This is a genomic window from Sphingomonas taxi, assembly GCF_000764535.1.
GTDB lineage: Bacteria > Pseudomonadota > Alphaproteobacteria > Sphingomonadales > Sphingomonadaceae > Sphingomonas > Sphingomonas taxi.
This window is the reverse complement of record NZ_CP009571.1, coordinates 1,596,043-1,611,363: the sequence shown is the minus strand read 5'-3', so window position 1 is coordinate 1,611,363 and position 15,321 is coordinate 1,596,043. Positions and strand designations below refer to the sequence as shown.

Sequence of the window (15,321 nt, the reverse complement as noted above, 5' to 3'; positions counted from 1 at the left end):
CCCATCGTCACGGGATAATATGATACGAGACCGAACTATATATTGACTCTCGATAGATCAGCCTGTAAGAACTGATCCCACAATATGGTACGTTCCACGTAAGGCGCGGCCATTCGTTTAGGGGAGGACGATCATGCGTCTGAAAACCGTTTCGATCTTGTCGGTATCGTGCATCGCGCTGATGACGGCGCCTGCGTTCGCGCAGCAGGCCGCGGACTCCGCGACCACGCCGGCGCCTGCTGCGACCCAGTCGGCGACCGATACCGCGACCACGCCGCCCGCGCCGGGCGATAGCGGCGACATCATCGTCACCGCCAACAAGCGCGCCGAGCGGCTGCAGGACGTGCCCAAATCGGTCGACGTCGTGCAGGGCGATACGATCCAGAAGCTCAACCTGCGCAGCTTCGCCGAGATCGATCAGCTCGCGCCCGGCCTCAGCCTGACGGCGAAGGAGCCGACGACGAATTCGGTCACCCTGCGCGGCGTCGGCTTCGATCCGAATTCGGGCACGTCGCCCACCGTCGACATCTATTTCAACGAGACCCCGCTCGACGCGAGCAGCGCCTTCCGCGCGCTATACGACGTCGGCCAGATCGAGGTGTTGCGCGGCCCGCAGGGGACGCTGCGCGGCCGGACGTCGCCGTCCGGCGCGATCACGATCGCGACGCGGCGCGCCGACCTCAACGAGATCGACGGCTATTTCCAGCAGACGCTGACCACGCAGCAAGGCATCAATTCGCAGGGCGCGGTCAGCGTACCGCTGATCCCCGGCGTTCTTGCCGTTCGCGCCGCGGGCCTGTTCGACCGGAACATCGGGACGGGCGTCACCAATCTGCGCACCGGCGATCAGGATCGCGACAAGACCGAGAGCGGCCGTCTCAGCGTCGCGTTCCAGCCGACCTCGCGGCTCAATTTCGATCTGACCTATCAGTATCTGAACAACCGGACGCTCACCAGCCCGATGCTGTTCACGCTGCCGGGCCAGACCACGAACCCCGTCCTCACCCCGTCCGACCGCAGCGCGCTGGTGACCAAGCCGGGCCGCTACAATTACAAGGGGCATATCGTCAGCCTCGCCGCGGGGCTCGATCTCGGCGGCGTCGCCGTGAACTATATCGGCGGGTATCAGAATATCGATCAGGGCCGGGTCAACGACATCGCTTATGGCGGATCGCTGCCCAATTTCTCGCAGAACCAGTCGTTCCAGACCAAGAACGAGCAGATCTCGCAAGAGCTGCGCCTGACCTCGCAGGGCAATCGATTCTGGAACTTCCTCGTCGGCGGCTATTACGAGCACAGCACCTCGAACACGACGGTGGCACAGGACCAGTATCTGTTCCAGTTCGTGCCGGCCGGGACGCCGCCGCAATTCGTTCCCAAGCTCGACGTCGGCGTACTCGTGCCGAGCAAGTCGGATACCTATGCCGTCTTCACCGATCACCGTTTTCAGGTGACCGGCAAGGATCAGCTGCAGGTCGGTCTGCGCTATCAGGAGACGAAGGTCCGCAGCGATTTCGTCCAGACGCTGAGCGGCGCGATCCTCGGCCCGGTGCCGATCGTCAGTTCCGGGGTCAGCCCGGACAATCGCAACCGGACCTTCCGTCAGCTCACCGGCGGCGCCAGCTTCCGGCACGAATTCAGCCGCGACCTGACCGCCTATGCGACCTACGGGCGGTCGTATCGACCCGGTAGCCTGAACACGACTACGGCGCGGCTCGACGAGAGCCTGCTGGTCACCAAGCCGGAAACGTCGAACAATTACGAAGTCGGCATCAAGGGCGCGTTCGCCGACCGCAAGGTGCAGTTCACGCTGGCGCTCTACCAGCAGGACTTCAAGAATTACCTGGCCTATACCAACTCCTACCTCGCCGTATCGACGGGCAAGGACGGCGTGGTCGACAACAATGCCGCGCTCACCTTCAACGGCGATGCCCGCGTGCGCGGCGTCGAGGGTACGCTGTCGACGCGCATCGGCACGCAGCTCCAGCTCGGGCTCAGCGCCACCTACAACGATGCCAAGTTCAAGAATGCGACCGCGCCCTGCAACGACTTCAACGGTGACGGCATCCCCGATTCGGTCGGTGCGCAGCGCGTGCCGGTCGGCCAGAACGTCGCCTTCTGCCGCTTGAACGGTCGCCTCAGCGATCAGGCGCCGTGGGGCGTGAGCGTCAACGCCGAATATCGCGTGCCGGTCAGCGGCAATCGCGAATTGTTCCTGCGCGGTCTCGCCAATTACGTACCGAAGCGCGAGGATCCGTTCATCAACGTCAAATATGGCGACCTGCTCAACAACAGCGTCTTCTTCGGCGTGCGCGGACCCAACGACAGCTATGAATTCTCGGTATTCGCGAAGAACCTCGCCAACGTCGCGGTGCTGACGACGCGGGGGTCGACCCAGGTCGACTATAGCGCGTTCCCGACCGGCTATGCGGTCGGCACGGCGGTGCGGCCCCGCGAATTCGGCCTCAACTTCCGGGTGACCTACTGATGACGATGCGGCGGATCGCATGTGTGGCGCTGCTCGCGACGTCGTCCATCGCCACCGCGCAATCCGTCGATCGCACACGGTCTGCGGAGGCGCGGGCGGCCGCGACGGTGCAGGCGATGACGCCGGAAGAGAAGATCCGGCTGCTGCACGGCCCGATGCCGTCGCTGCTCCCCGCCGCCAAACGTCCGGCCGGCGTGCCGATCGGCGCGGGGATCATCATGGGGGTGCCGAGGCTCGGCATCCCCGATCTCACTGAGACCGATGCCAGCCTCGGCGTGTCCAACCTCAACGACCTGCGCAAGGGCGACGTCGCGACCGCGCTGCCTTCGGGCATGGCGCTGGCGGCGAGCTGGGACCCGGTCGTCGCGCGCGAGGGCGGCGCGATGATCGGCGGCGAGGCGCGCGACAAGGGCTTCAACGTCATGCTGGTCGGCGGGGTCAATATCGTCCGCGACCCGCGCGCCGGCCGCAATTTCGAGTATCTCGGTGAGGACCCGTTGCTTGCCGGTACGCTGGTCGGCGCGCAGATCGCCGGCGTCCAGTCCAACCATATCATCGCGACGATCAAGCATTTCGCCGCCAATGCGATCGAGACCGGGCGTAGCGTCCATACCGTCGACATGGCGGAGGCGCCGTTGCGCGAGAGCGACCTGCTCGCCTTCGAGATCGGCATGGAGAAGGGCGATCCCCATGCGGTGATGTGCGGCTACAATCGCGTGAACGGCGTGTACTCCTGCGAGAATCCGTTCCTGCTCAACGACGTGCTGCGGCGGGACTGGGGCTTCAAGGGCTTCGTCATGTCGGATTGGGGGGCGGTGCATTCGTCCGAGGCGATCCTGAAAGGGCTCGACCAGCAATCGGGCGAGCAGATCGACGGCAAGCGCTGGTTCTCCGACTTGATGCAGACCGCGGTCAGCGAGGGCCGCGTGCCGCAGGGCGCGATCGACACCTCGGTGCGCCGTATTCTGCGCACGATGTACGCCAGCGGCGTCGTCGACCATCCGGCGACCGGCGGCGCGACGATCGACTATGCGAGGAACGGCGCGGTCGCGCTGCGTGCGGCGGAGGCGGGGATCGTCCTCCTGCGCAACGAGGGCGGGGTGCTGCCGCTCGCCGCGACTGCGCGCACGATCGTGGTGATCGGCGGCCATGCCGATATCGGCGTGCTGTCGGGCGGCGGGTCCAGTCAGGTTCGCCCGGTCGGCGGCTTCACGCTGGAGGAACGGCAGACGGGTGGCGGCGCGGCATCGTTCGCCAAGCGCAGCTACGGCGGCACCGCGCCGCTCGCGGCCCTGAAGGCGATCCGGCCCGACGCGCAGATCACCTTCGTCGACGGCAGCGATCCGGCCGCCGCCGCGGCCGCCGCCAGAAGCGCGGATGTCGCGATCGTCTTCGGCGAGAAATGGTCGACCGAGGCCGCGGACAACAAGGACCTGTCGCTCGACCGCAACGGCGACGCGCTGATCGCTGCGGTGGCTGCGGCCAATCCCCGCACCGTCGTGGTGCTGGAGACGGGCAACCCCGTCGCGATGCCGTGGCGCGACCGGGTGCCGGCGATCGTCGCGGCATGGTTCCCCGGCCAGCGCGGCGGAGAAGCGATCGCGCGCGTGCTCACCGGCGCGGTCAACCCGTCGGGGCATCTGCCCGTCACCTTCCCGGCGTCGCTTGCGCAACTGCCCAATCCGGTGCTGCCGGGCAGCGATGCGGTGCCGGCCGATGCGGCGACGCGGGCGACCTATGGCCTGATGGCCGGCACCAAGCCGTTCGCGGTGACCTTCCCCGAAGGCGCGGACGCCGGCTATCGCTGGTATGCGGCCAAGGGGCTCGTGCCGCTCTATCCGTTCGGGCACGGGCTCAGCTACACCAGCTTCCGCTACGACCGGCTCGCCGCGACCGGCGGCAAGGCGTTGACCGTGCGCTTCTCCGTCACCAACACCGGGCAGCGCGCCGGCGCCGACGTGCCGCAGGTCTATGTGACCCGGCCGGGCAAGGCCAAGCGCTTGATCGGCTGGGGCAAGCCGATGCTGGCGCCGGGCGAGACCCGCGAGGTGTCGGTGGTCGCCGACCCGCGCGTGATCGGCGATTACGACGCCAAGGCGCGCCGCTGGATCGTGCCGGCCGGAGCCTATGGCATCGAGGTCGGGCCTTCGGCGACGCAGACCAGCCTGCGTGCGCAGGTCAGGCTCTCGAAACAAACCCTGAAGCCCTGATAGAGGATCGAACCGCCATGCGGCTCCACGCGATGATGACCGGGGCGTGTCTCGCCGCATTGATGCTGACGGGGGCGCCCGCGGTGGCGCAGTCGCTGGAGGACGGGTTCCGTAATCCCCCCAAGGAAGCGCGCCCGCGCTTTCGCTGGTGGTGGCCGGGCGGGGCGGTCAACGATGCCGAGATCGAGCGCGAGATCGGCGTCATCGACGCGGCGGGCTTCGGCGGCGCGGAGATCCAGGCGCTGGCCCCCAATTTCGCGACGCTGACGCCCGACGAAAAAGCGCGCGTCAACGATTATGCCGAACCCGCTTTCTTCGGCCATGTCCGCGCAGCGGCGAAGGCCGCAGCGGCGCGCGGGCTGACGCTCGACTATACGCTCGGATCGGCATGGCCGTCGGGCGGCGGGTTCGCCATTCCGCCCGAAAAGGCGTTCGTCGAGCTGACCATGGCGCGCACGCAGGTGACCGGCGGCACCGGGGCGCCGGTCAAGCTGGTCATGCCGGCGCGGACCAAGCGGCTCGGCGCGCTTTCGATGTTCGACGCGCGCGTGAAGGACCCGCGCGTGGCGGACTGGCCGGCACGGATGGACGCGCAGGCGAGGATCGTCGCGGTCGTGGCGATGCGCGGCACCGCGCCGCAGCTGAAGACCGATGCGAGCACGATGATGGGGGTGGAGCTTTCCCCGTGGAAGGACGTCATCGCTTCGGGTGCGCTCGACACGGCCAGCGCGGTCATCCTGACCGACAAGCTCCGGACCGACGGCACGCTCGACTGGCAGGCGCCGGCGGGGACATGGCAGGTCTTCGTCTTCAAGCAATATGCCTCGAACATGGGCGTGCTGGGTTCGGCCGGGCAGGGGCCGCAGCTCATCCTCGATCACATGGACCCGGCCGCCTTCGCCGCGCATGCCGCGCGCGTCGGCGATCCGCTCGGCACGAAGCCCGTCGGCATCCGCTCGACCTTCGTCGACAGTCTGGAGCTGATGCAGGACCTGCCGTGGGGGCGTCAGTTCCTCACCGAGTTCCGCAAGCGGCGCGGCTACGACCTGACGCAATATCTGCCGCTGACCTTGCAGCCGGGCTGGATGCAGGCGTGGAACGAGCATTTCTCGCCGCCCTATTTCAAGGCCGGCGACGCCACCGCCGAGCGCGTCCGCAGCGATTATCGCCGGACCGTGTCCGACCTGATGTTCGACGGCTTCATCAAACCCTATGTCGCGTGGAACCACGCGCACGGCCTGCAAGCCAAGTTCCAGGCGCACGGCGGCGCGATCGACATCGTGCGCGGTTACGGCATCGTCGATATTCCCGAGACCGAGGATCTGGTCCACGAAGGCGATCCCTATTTCATGCGGTTCGCGCGCTCCGGTGCCGACCTCTACGGCCACCGGATCGTCTCCGCCGAAAGTCTGGTGTGGAAGGATCACCCGTATGACGTGACGCCGGACCAACTGCGCCGCCGCGCCGACCTGATCTTCGCCGGCGGGGTCAACAGCCTGGTCGTGCACGGCCATGATTATCGCCTGACCGATGGCGCGTGGCCGGGCTGGCACGCCTTCCAGCCCAGTCCCTTCGCGCTCGGCTTCAGCACGATGTTCACCGAAAGCAATCCGATCTGGGCCGGCGTGCCGACGCTCGCGCGCTATCTCGGCCGCATGCAGTCGGTGTTGCAGCAGGGGCAGCCCGTCGTGCCGCTCGCCTATTTCTACGGGCAGACCGGCTATTATGTCGGGATCGAGGATGGGGGGGCGGGCAAGCAGGCCGCCGAAAAGGCCTTCATCGCGGGCGGTTACGATTTCGACCGGATCAATCCCGATGCGATCGCCGATGCCCGTGTCGAGCGGCGCCAGCTCGTCGCCCGCGGCGGCGCGCGTTATCCTGCGCTGGTGCTGCCGCCGATCGCGGGCATCCGCGCCGAAACCGCCGAGGCAATCGCCCGGTTCGCCAAGGCCGGATTGCCGGTGATCTTCACCGATCGCACGCCGGATCGCGACGAAGGCCTGGCGGATGCGGTCCGGCGCGACCGTCGCGTCAAAACCGCGATCGCCGCGACGCTGAAGGCCGGCGGCCGGGTCCTGCCGCTCGGCGGGATCGTGCCGGCGCTGCGCACGGCGCGCGTGCCGGCCAATCTGACCTTCACCGCCGGCGATGTCGCGGATGTCGTCTATGTCCAGCGGCGCGTCGGCGACCGCACGGTGACCTTCGTCCACAATCTCGCCGACAGCCCGCGCGATGCCGGCATGATCCTGCCCGGCGCGCGCGACGTGTCGCGCTGGAACGCGATGGACGGGTCGATCGCCCCCGTCGCGGCCGAGCCCGGCGGTGCCGGCGTCCGCATCGCGCTGCCGCTGGCGGGGGGCGAAAGCGCCCTGCTGGTGGCCGATCCGGCAACCGGGCCACGGGATATGACCCCGCCGGTCGCGGTCGAGCGGATCGCGCTGCCCGCCTCGGGCTGGACGTTCGGCGCGGCCGGACATAGCGGACGACAGCCGTTCGACCGCACGATCGATGCCATCGCGCTCGGCGACTGGCGTTCGATCGACGGCCTTTCATCCTTTTCGGGAACGGGGACCTACCGGCGGCGGATGCAGGTCGAGCCGGGCTGGCTTTCCGGGGGCAAGCCGCGGATCATCCTCGATCTCGGCGCGGTGCACGACATGGCGACTGTGTCGGTCAACGGCCGTGCGCTGCAACCGGCGATCACCGCGCCGTTCCGCGTCGATATCACCGACGCGGTCCGCGCCGGACCGAACGATCTGGCGATCGCGATCGCCAATACGCCGCAGAATGCGATGATCGACCCGAAGCTGGCGGGGTACAAGATGTTGAAGCCGGTACCCGCCGGCCTCGTCGGGCCGGTGACGATCGAGATCCGGCGATGATGCCGGCACAATGGTGCGCGACGGAGAGTCCATGATGAAAGCCTCGGCATCGATCGCGCTGATCCTCGCGGGCGTCAGTGGCGCAGCCATCGCCCAGCCGGCGGCGCAGGGCTGGATCACCCAGGCGGATCTGCCCGCAGCCGCCAATCCGGTGGTTCTGCATTTCCGGCGCACGGTCGATCTTGCCGTGCAGCCCCGCCGCTATCCGGTGCGGGTGAGCGCGGACAATCGCTTCATCCTCTACGTCAACGGCCGGCGGGTGGCGGCAGGGCCATCGACCGGCGACGTCGCACATTGGCGCGAGACGGCGGTCGATCTCGCACCCTATCTGACGCGCGGCCGCAACGTCGTCGCCGCGGTCGTATGGAACGGCGTCAAGCCGCTGAAGCTGCCGCCGGACCCGACACCGCAACAGGTCCGGAACGCCGAGGGGGCCGCGCTCTTCACGCAGACCGCGCCCAATTTCCAGCAGAGCGTCGCGACCGGCTTCCATCTGGCGGGCGATGGCGAGGCGGCGGCGCTGTCGACCGACCGTCCCGGCTGGCGGGTGCGCCGCGATGCGGGGCACGGCTTCGAGAACGGCTGGCGACAGATCATCAAGGGCGGCTGGTTCTATGTCGCCGGTCATCCCGAAACGATCGACGCGGCCAAGGCGGATGTCGACTGGACCGGCCCGGTCGAGCGCGGCGCCGGCTGGCAGGACACCGTGGCGGCGCCGGAGGCGGCCGGGCGCACGCTCGTCGCTGACCGCTTGCCGCTGCAATCCTATGACGCCACCACGCCCGGTACGGTCGTCCGCACCGACCTTGCCGGCGGCGCGCGTTTTCCACGGCAAGCCGTGACGGTGCCCGCCAACAGCAGCGTCAAATTGCTGATCCAGCGCGACGCGATGGTCTCCGCCTATCCCGAACTCGACGTGAGCGGCGGGGCGGGATCGACGATCACGCTGACCTGGTCGGAGGCGCTGTACGATGCCAACCGCAAGAAGGGCGACCGCAACCTGATCGGCGATCGCGCCATCTTCGGTATCCACGACACCTTCCTGCCCGATGGCCGGCCGCGGACCTTCGCACCCTTGTGGTGGCGGACGTGGCGCTATGCCGAGATCGCGGTGACCACCAAGGCGCAGCCGCTCGTGCTGACCGGGCTGCGCGCGTTCGAGACCGGCTATCCGTTCCGTCAGGTCGGCCGTTTCGCCAGCGACGATCCGACGCTGACCCGCATCTTCGACGTCGGCTGGCGGACGGCGCGGATCGACGCGCACGAAACCTATATGGACACGGCCTATTGGGAGCAGCTGCAATATACCGGCGATACTCGGTTGCAGATGCTGATCTCCTACGCGGTCGCCGGCGATCCCCGCCTCGCCGAACAGGCGATCGATGCCTATGCCGGATCGAACGTCGACGGCGGCCTGATGGACGGTGCCTATCCGCAGCGGACCAGCAACGTCATCGCGCCGTTTTCGCTGATCTGGGTCGCGATGCTCGACGACTGGCGGATGCGGCAGCCCGACACGGCCCCGATCGTCCGCCATCTGGACCGGATGCGGCAGGTGATCGACTGGTTCCAGCCGTGGCAGCAGCCGAGCGGCCTGCTCGGCAAGAACCCGCAATGGAATTTCATCGACTGGGTCGGCCAGCCCGCCACCGACCGCAAGATCTTCCCGTCCTATGGCAGCACCAATGAAAGCTGCCTGATGAGCGTCAGCTGGCTGGGCGCCTTGCAACAGGGTGCGCGGATCGAAGCGGCGTTGGGCGACAGGGCGCGGGGCGAGGCGGACGCGGCGAAGGCGGAAGCGGTCAAGCAGGCGATCCGCACCCGCTGCTGGGTGCCCGCCCGCGGCCTGTTCGCGGACAATCCCGACGGCACGGTCTTCAGCCAGCATATGAACGCGCTGGCGATCCTGTACGATGTCGCGACGCCGGAGGAAGCGAGAGCGATCCTCGACCGGATCGTCGCGCCGGGGAAGGGGATCGACGCGCCCGCCGGCCTGTTCACGACCAGCTATTATTTCGCCTGGTATCTCGCACAGGCGTTCGTCCACGCCGGGCAGGGGGACCGGTATCTGCGCCTGCTCGATACGTGGCGGGATCTGCTCAAGCTCAACTATACGACTTGGCCGGAGGAACGCGGCGACACGCGCTCGGACAGTCACGCCTGGAGCGCGCATCCGACCGCGGACCTGCTCGGCATCGTTGCCGGCATCGGGCCGGGCGAGGCCGGGTACCGGTCCGTCCGGATCGCGCCGGCGCTCGGCGATCTGAAGCGGGTCGATGCGACCGCGGCGACGCCTGCCGGCCCGGTGCGTGTCCGCTATCGTGTCAAGGGCAGCAGCATGACGGCGGAGATCACCCGGCCCGCGTCCCTGCCGGGCAGCTTCGCTTGGCGCGGGCGCAATTACTCGCTCAGCAGGCCGACGACGCGGCTTACGCTGCCGCTGCGCTGACCCGACGCCCCGTCATGCGTCGGCGGCGGCGGTCGGTTCGGTCCAGACCTGCCGGAAGAACGGGCTGCGCTCGGCGGCCCGATCGTAGCACATGCTGTCGATCTGGCAGGTCGGGCACCAATGGCCGCCGCGCAGCAGCAGGTTGGGCGTCATCGCGAAGCGGTGGCCGAGCGCGCAAGACCAGTCCACCGGCCGATCCGGTCCGTCGCAGCTCTCCGCGTGGCACTGGCCGCCCCGGAAATGCGCCGCGTCCTGCAGATCGGCGAGCCGCCAGTCGGCGGGCGCGATCGTCTCGTCATAGCCGTGGTCGAGCAGCGTCGGCGTGCGCGACGGCTGCTTCAGTTCGAACGCCGCCCAGTCGCGCGGGATCGCTTCCCACGCGGCGCGCGAGCCGAAATAGGCGGCGATGTGCGCCGCGTCGTCGGTTGCGAACCAGTGCAGCGATCCGCCCGGCGCGGCCGCGAGGTTTTCAATGCGCTTGCGCACCATCTTCGGCAGCAGCTTCGGCACGAGCCGGGCGAGCGCCGGAATATGCCGGGGCGCTTCCGCCAGATAATCGTGCACCGACTGTTCGCGGAACGGCACCAGCGCCTCGAGCCGGTCGCTATCGGCATACCATTGGCCGTGAAAATTGCGCGTCGCGAACCAGTGCGGGCGCAGGACGTCACGGTAACCGGCCATGCTGCCGGCCATGAATTCATGGTTGACGACGCGCGACGCGGCGCCGCCACCGATATTGTAGAAGCCGCGCCAGAAGCTGTCGGGAACCGCGTCGTCGCATACCGCCGCCATCAGCCGGCCGCTGTCGTTGGCCGTCGACCATTCGAATACGCCGTTGAGCGGATTGTGGAACATGATCGGATCGAACATCCGCCACATGTCGAAATGCGCCATGCCGCTCTGGCGCAGGGATACCCAGTGCCGGATGCCGCTTTCGGCCACGATCGCTTCGGCCTGGGTCTTGGTCACGGCATAATGATCGTAGGTGCTGATCTTGATCGGATCGCCGGTCCGGCCCCAATGGATCGGCGCGTTGCGGCTGCCGGTCTGGGCGACCGTGCCGATATAGACCAATCGGGTACGATCCGGATCGCCGACACGCTTGATTGCCGCGACGATATTGCGCGCGCCCCCGACGTTCACCGCGCTCACCGTCGCGGGCGGCAGATGATCCGCCAGCGGGGAGACCAGTCCCCCGACGTGCAGCACGACATCCGCCCCACGGACGCCGGTCTCGATCGAGCGCGCATCGGTCAGATCGCCGGTGACGATCTCGACGCCCTTCATGCCCATCATCTGCCGCGCAAATTTTCCGTCGCGCTCCTCCGCGCGGAGCAGGACTCGGAGCGTGATATCGTCTTTCGCGGTCAGTCGCTTGACCGCCTCGCGACCCATATTGCCGGTCGCCCCGGTGAGAAACACGACCTTCGTCGACAACGACACCATCCTGACGCCCCTCGTTCTACGTTCGCTTTTGATTAGTACGCTATCGTATCTTAATCAACCGGTCGTTCGCAGCGGTACGGTGGTGTCGTGAGCCGGCAGGCGGAGAGGCGTTCAGCGAGGCAGGTGCGGGTCCTGCTGCCGCTCTGACGGCAGGATGCCGGTCGTGATAGTGTGGATGCTCAGGTCAATGACCGCGCATTCGGCCATTGTGCTGCACCGTGGCAATGCATTCGGTAAGCAGCGCGGCAGCGAGCGTGTGTCCGATCAGATCGGCTTCGACCAGGGCCGCATCCAGCAATGCAAGCAGCCGACCGTTATCCATTTGGCTCGTCATTCGCGTCTCCCTGTGGCATTGGACGCGTGCCGCGGACGATCGATACACCGCCAGCCCGGTGGCGACTACCGAAATGCGGGTGGATCAGGGGTCAACAATGGCGTCATTCGAAAGCTGTCTTGATATGGCCAAGACGCAGGTCGCGCTGAGGGCCTTGCGCTACGGCCATTTTCCCGCCGACATCTTCGACGAATATGCGTGGGACATGATGCTTCACATGTACATTGCCGCGCTGCGGCGACAGACGATGTACATCGACAATGCCGTCAATCTCACGTCGAAGAACAAGATGATCGGCGACCGCTGGATAAAGCACCTGCGGGCGGAAGGCATGATCGAGGTCGACGATGATGTCGTGGCGCTGAGCGAGACGGCGTTGCAGCGGATGAACGCCTATCACGAAGAGGCCCTGACCGCCGTCGAATAGGCCGGATCGACGCTCGTCGGCGCCGCGACTTCTCCTTCCCTGCCGTCACCCCGGGCTCCCGCTTTCCCGATGGGAACCCGTGAAGGACGTAGCGGGACCCCGGATCAAGTCCGGGGTGACGGACCGCCAGAGCAAGAGCCGCTGCAATAATGGATGTCGAGCGGCTCAGGCCGCCATCTGCTGGATCGTGCTAATGACGCGATCCTGACGATAGGGTTTGGAGAAGAAGATCGCATCGGTCGGCAGCGTGACGCCGGTCGGCCACGGCTTTTCCGAGGTGATGATGATCTTGATCGGCGGCCATCGGTCGCGGACGCACGCGGCGAGTTTGATGCCGTCGATCCCGCCGGGCATGTCGATGTCGGTGAAGACGATGCGAATGTCCGGGCGCCTCTCCAGCACGGCGATCGCCGCGCTGGCGCTGCCGACGTCGATCACCGCGAAGCCGGCATCCTCGATCATGTCGGTGGCGAAGAGGCGGAGAAGCGGTTCGTCTTCGACGACGAGTACGACGGGACGTTCGATGATAGCTGTCCCGATCACGTCTGCGCCAACTGGCGGACCGACGCGCGCAGGTCGGCTTGCAGTCCGTCGGGTTCGAAGCGCAGGTCGACGCCGCCGGTCCCCGCCAGGCCGAGCCGCACCAGCTTCGACCCGAAGCCGCGCCGGCTCGGCGCGATGACGGGGGGGCCCCCCGTCTCTCGCCAGCGCACCACGAGCTCGTCGCCAGCCTGGGTCGCCTCCACGCGCCAATTCACCTCGACATGCCCTCCGGTCTGACACAGCGCGCCATATTTGCACGCATTCGTCATCAACTCGTGCATGACCAACGAAAAAGACAAGGCCGCGCGCGAGCCGAGCGCGATCTCGGGACCGTCCATGTGAACGCGATCGCTGAAGCCGACCGCCTCGACGACCGCCGCGGCGACGACGCGCAGGTCGGCATCGGTCCAGCTCTTCTGCAACAGCACGTCGTGCGCCGCGCTGAGCGCCATCAGCCGCTGCTCAAAGCTTTCTACGGGGCGGCGATCGGGAACGTCCCGCAGCGTCTGGCTCGCGATCGCCTGTACCATCGACAGCATGTTCTTCAGACGATGCGCGATCTCGCCGTTCAGCATCTCCTGCTGCTGCTCGGCACGCACGCGCGAGACGCCGGCTTCCAGCCGGTCGGCGACGCTGCGCAGGAAGGTCAGCTCCTCCGGCTGCCAGATGCGCCGCGCGGCGGCGTTGACGATCAGCACCGCCACGGTGCGGCCATGCTGGCGAACCGGCATGTTGACCAGCGCGTGGACGCCGATAGCCGTCATGGCACCGGGATTGTCGATGGTCCGCGGATCGGTCAGCACATTCTCGATGACGAGCGGCTCGCCACGCACGAGGTGATCGCGGATGGCGCCATAATCCTCGAACCGGTGTCGGCCCGCGATGCTGGCGGTGCCGGGCGCCGTCCAGTCGGGCTCGACGTCGATGTGGCGGACATCCTCGTCGACCGAGCCGAATCCGGCTCTCGACACCTGGAGCACGGCGCCGACGATCGCCGACGCGGCGCGGGTCATCGCCTGAACGTCGTGGCTGTTGCGGATGCTTTCGCCGATCTGGACGAGCGCGGTCTGCAATTCGGCGAGGCGTTCGCTGCCACGCGCGATCCGCCGCAGTTCGAGATGATCGCTTGCCTGCCGGGCGAGCGCATTGAGCAACGTCTTCTGCGTATCGCTCAACCCGCCGGGACGCGCCTCGGTGTCGATCACGCACAGGCGTCCGACGATTTCGCCCGATCGCAGCGTCAACGGCGCACCGGCGTAATAGCGGAACGCACGGTCCCCGGTCACGAGCGGATTGTCGTTGGTGCGCATGTCTGCGGTCAGATCGGCGACCTCGAGCACGCCGGGATCGTCGATGTCGAGCCGGCACACTGACTGGTGGATGGGCGTTTCGCTGACATCGAGCCCGATCCTCGCCTTGAACCACTGGCGATCGGTGTCGAGCAGACTGATGAGCGCGATCGGTGCATCGCAGGTTTGCGAGGCGATGAAGACGATGTCGTCGAACGCCTGCTCTTCGGGCGTGTCCAACACGAGCAGTCTCGCAAGCGCTTCTGCCCGACGGGCATCCTTATCGTCTGCCACCCTGCGCCCTATCGTTTTAAGATCCACCCCCCGGCGGACGTTACGTAGGGTAAGCTACTGTTATCGGGTCAGTGTCAAGCCAGCATCGCCGGATCGCGACCGACCGCGCGGTCGCCGAGTGGTTCGTCGAAGGACGCCCTCCGTTGCGGTCACGGATACCGGCATCCGCTCGTTACCCAATGTGGCTTTTCTGATTGAGCCGGATCAAGGTCGGCCCGGATCAGGAACGCCGCGAAGTGCGCCTCGTTCTCCTGTCATGCTATCAACGAAACCGATGTTCAGCTGGGCGGACCCCAGTGAGGACGAAGCGAGCCTGCTGCTCTCCGCCTATATCGCCGATCAAGGCTTCCCCTGCGTCGGCGCCAAGGCGGCGCTGGCGAAGGGGACGCTCGACATCCTCGGCGCGCGCGACATCGCGAGTGCGTGGGACGATCTGCGCATCCACGATCGCCTGCGCTGTTTCGCCGCACAATATCGGGCGGAGCCGTCGCTGTTCCGCAGCTTCGCCGTCGTCTTCTCCGGGCCGGACGACCTCAGCGAGGAAGCGTTCGAACGGGCGATCTGGCAGCGCATCCAGTCGCTGTCGGACAAGGACGTTTGGCTGGGGCAGGCGTGGGACGAACGCGTCAGTCCCGATCCGTCCAACGCGCATTTCTCTTTGTCCTTCGGGGGCGAGGCGTTCTTCGTCGTCGGACTTCATCCGCGCGCCAGTCGCCCGGCACGGCGCTTTTCGCGCCCGACGATGATCTTCAACCTGCACGATCAGTTCGAGACGCTGCGCGAGCAGGGCAAATATGAGACGATGCGCGAGAAGATCATGGTGCGCGACGAGGTGCTCGCCGGTTCGCGCAATCCGATGCTGTCGCGCCATGGCGAGGCGAGCGAGGCGCGCCAATACAGCGGCCGGGCCGTCGACGGCGGCTGGCAGTGCCCGTTCCGGTATTCCGGCAAGTGAGGGA

At 67.1% G+C, this 15,321-nt stretch carries 10 protein-coding genes; 6 read left to right on the top strand and 4 right to left on the bottom strand.

Going from position 1 to position 15,321, the window contains the following annotated elements:
* Positions 1-133: 133 nt before the first annotated feature.
* Genes MC45_RS07195 through MC45_RS07180 form a run of 4 tightly spaced genes read left to right on the top strand, consistent with a single transcriptional unit; the run spans position 134 to position 10,029 of the window.
* Positions 134-2,488: a TonB-dependent receptor gene (locus MC45_RS07195; RefSeq protein ID WP_038661292.1), complete on the top strand. Its 2,355-nt coding sequence runs from the start codon at positions 134-136 to the stop codon at positions 2,486-2,488.
* Positions 2,488-4,698, top strand: coding sequence for a beta-glucosidase family protein (locus MC45_RS07190; RefSeq protein ID WP_038661288.1), 2,211 nt, complete (start codon positions 2,488-2,490; stop codon positions 4,696-4,698). The genes MC45_RS07195 and MC45_RS07190 overlap by 1 nt, the downstream gene beginning before the upstream one ends.
* 17 nt (positions 4,699-4,715) lie before the next feature.
* Positions 4,716-7,580, top strand: coding sequence for a glycosyl hydrolase (locus MC45_RS07185; protein ID WP_038661285.1), 2,865 nt, complete (start codon positions 4,716-4,718; stop codon positions 7,578-7,580).
* A 31-nt stretch (positions 7,581-7,611) separates the two neighbouring features.
* Complete coding sequence (locus MC45_RS07180; RefSeq protein ID WP_038661283.1) at positions 7,612-10,029, top strand: alpha-L-rhamnosidase-related protein; 2,418 nt, start codon at positions 7,612-7,614, stop codon at positions 10,027-10,029.
* 12 nt (positions 10,030-10,041) lie between these two features.
* Here the strand turns inward: MC45_RS07180 and MC45_RS07175 are convergent, their stop codons facing one another.
* Both MC45_RS07175 and MC45_RS19245 read right to left on the bottom strand, forming a co-directional pair.
* The gene (locus MC45_RS07175) at positions 10,042-11,475 is read right to left on the bottom strand and encodes an NAD-dependent epimerase/dehydratase family protein (protein WP_038661280.1); all 1,434 of its coding nucleotides are present in this window, start codon (positions 11,473-11,475) and stop codon (positions 10,042-10,044) included.
* A 184-nt stretch (positions 11,476-11,659) separates the two neighbouring features.
* Positions 11,660-11,809, bottom strand: a complete 150-nt coding sequence (locus MC45_RS19245; RefSeq protein ID WP_156143792.1) for a hypothetical protein — start codon at positions 11,807-11,809, stop codon at positions 11,660-11,662.
* Positions 11,810-11,933: 124 nt separating this feature from the next.
* On the opposite strand from MC45_RS19245, the gene MC45_RS07170 reads away from it, so the two are divergent.
* Positions 11,934-12,236, top strand: a complete 303-nt coding sequence (locus tag MC45_RS07170; protein WP_038661277.1) for a hypothetical protein — start codon at positions 11,934-11,936, stop codon at positions 12,234-12,236.
* Positions 12,237-12,401: 165 nt separating this feature from the next.
* Here MC45_RS07170 and MC45_RS07165 read toward each other — a convergent pair whose 3' ends face one another.
* Positions 12,402-12,779, bottom strand: coding sequence for a response regulator (locus tag MC45_RS07165; RefSeq protein ID WP_245640867.1), 378 nt, complete (start codon positions 12,777-12,779; stop codon positions 12,402-12,404).
* Positions 12,776-14,308 carry a sensor histidine kinase gene (locus MC45_RS07160; RefSeq protein ID WP_052075552.1) on the bottom strand — a complete coding sequence of 511 codons (1,533 nt, stop codon included), beginning with the start codon at positions 14,306-14,308 and terminating at the stop codon, positions 12,776-12,778. The genes MC45_RS07165 and MC45_RS07160 overlap by 4 nt, the downstream gene beginning before the upstream one ends.
* A 328-nt stretch (positions 14,309-14,636) precedes the next feature.
* Here MC45_RS07160 and gntA point away from each other — a divergent pair, with 328 nt between their 5' ends.
* Positions 14,637-15,317: a guanitoxin biosynthesis heme-dependent pre-guanitoxin N-hydroxylase GntA gene (gene gntA / locus MC45_RS07155; RefSeq protein ID WP_081974365.1), complete on the top strand. Its 681-nt coding sequence runs from the start codon at positions 14,637-14,639 to the stop codon at positions 15,315-15,317.
* The last annotated feature ends 4 nt before the right edge of the window (positions 15,318-15,321 follow it).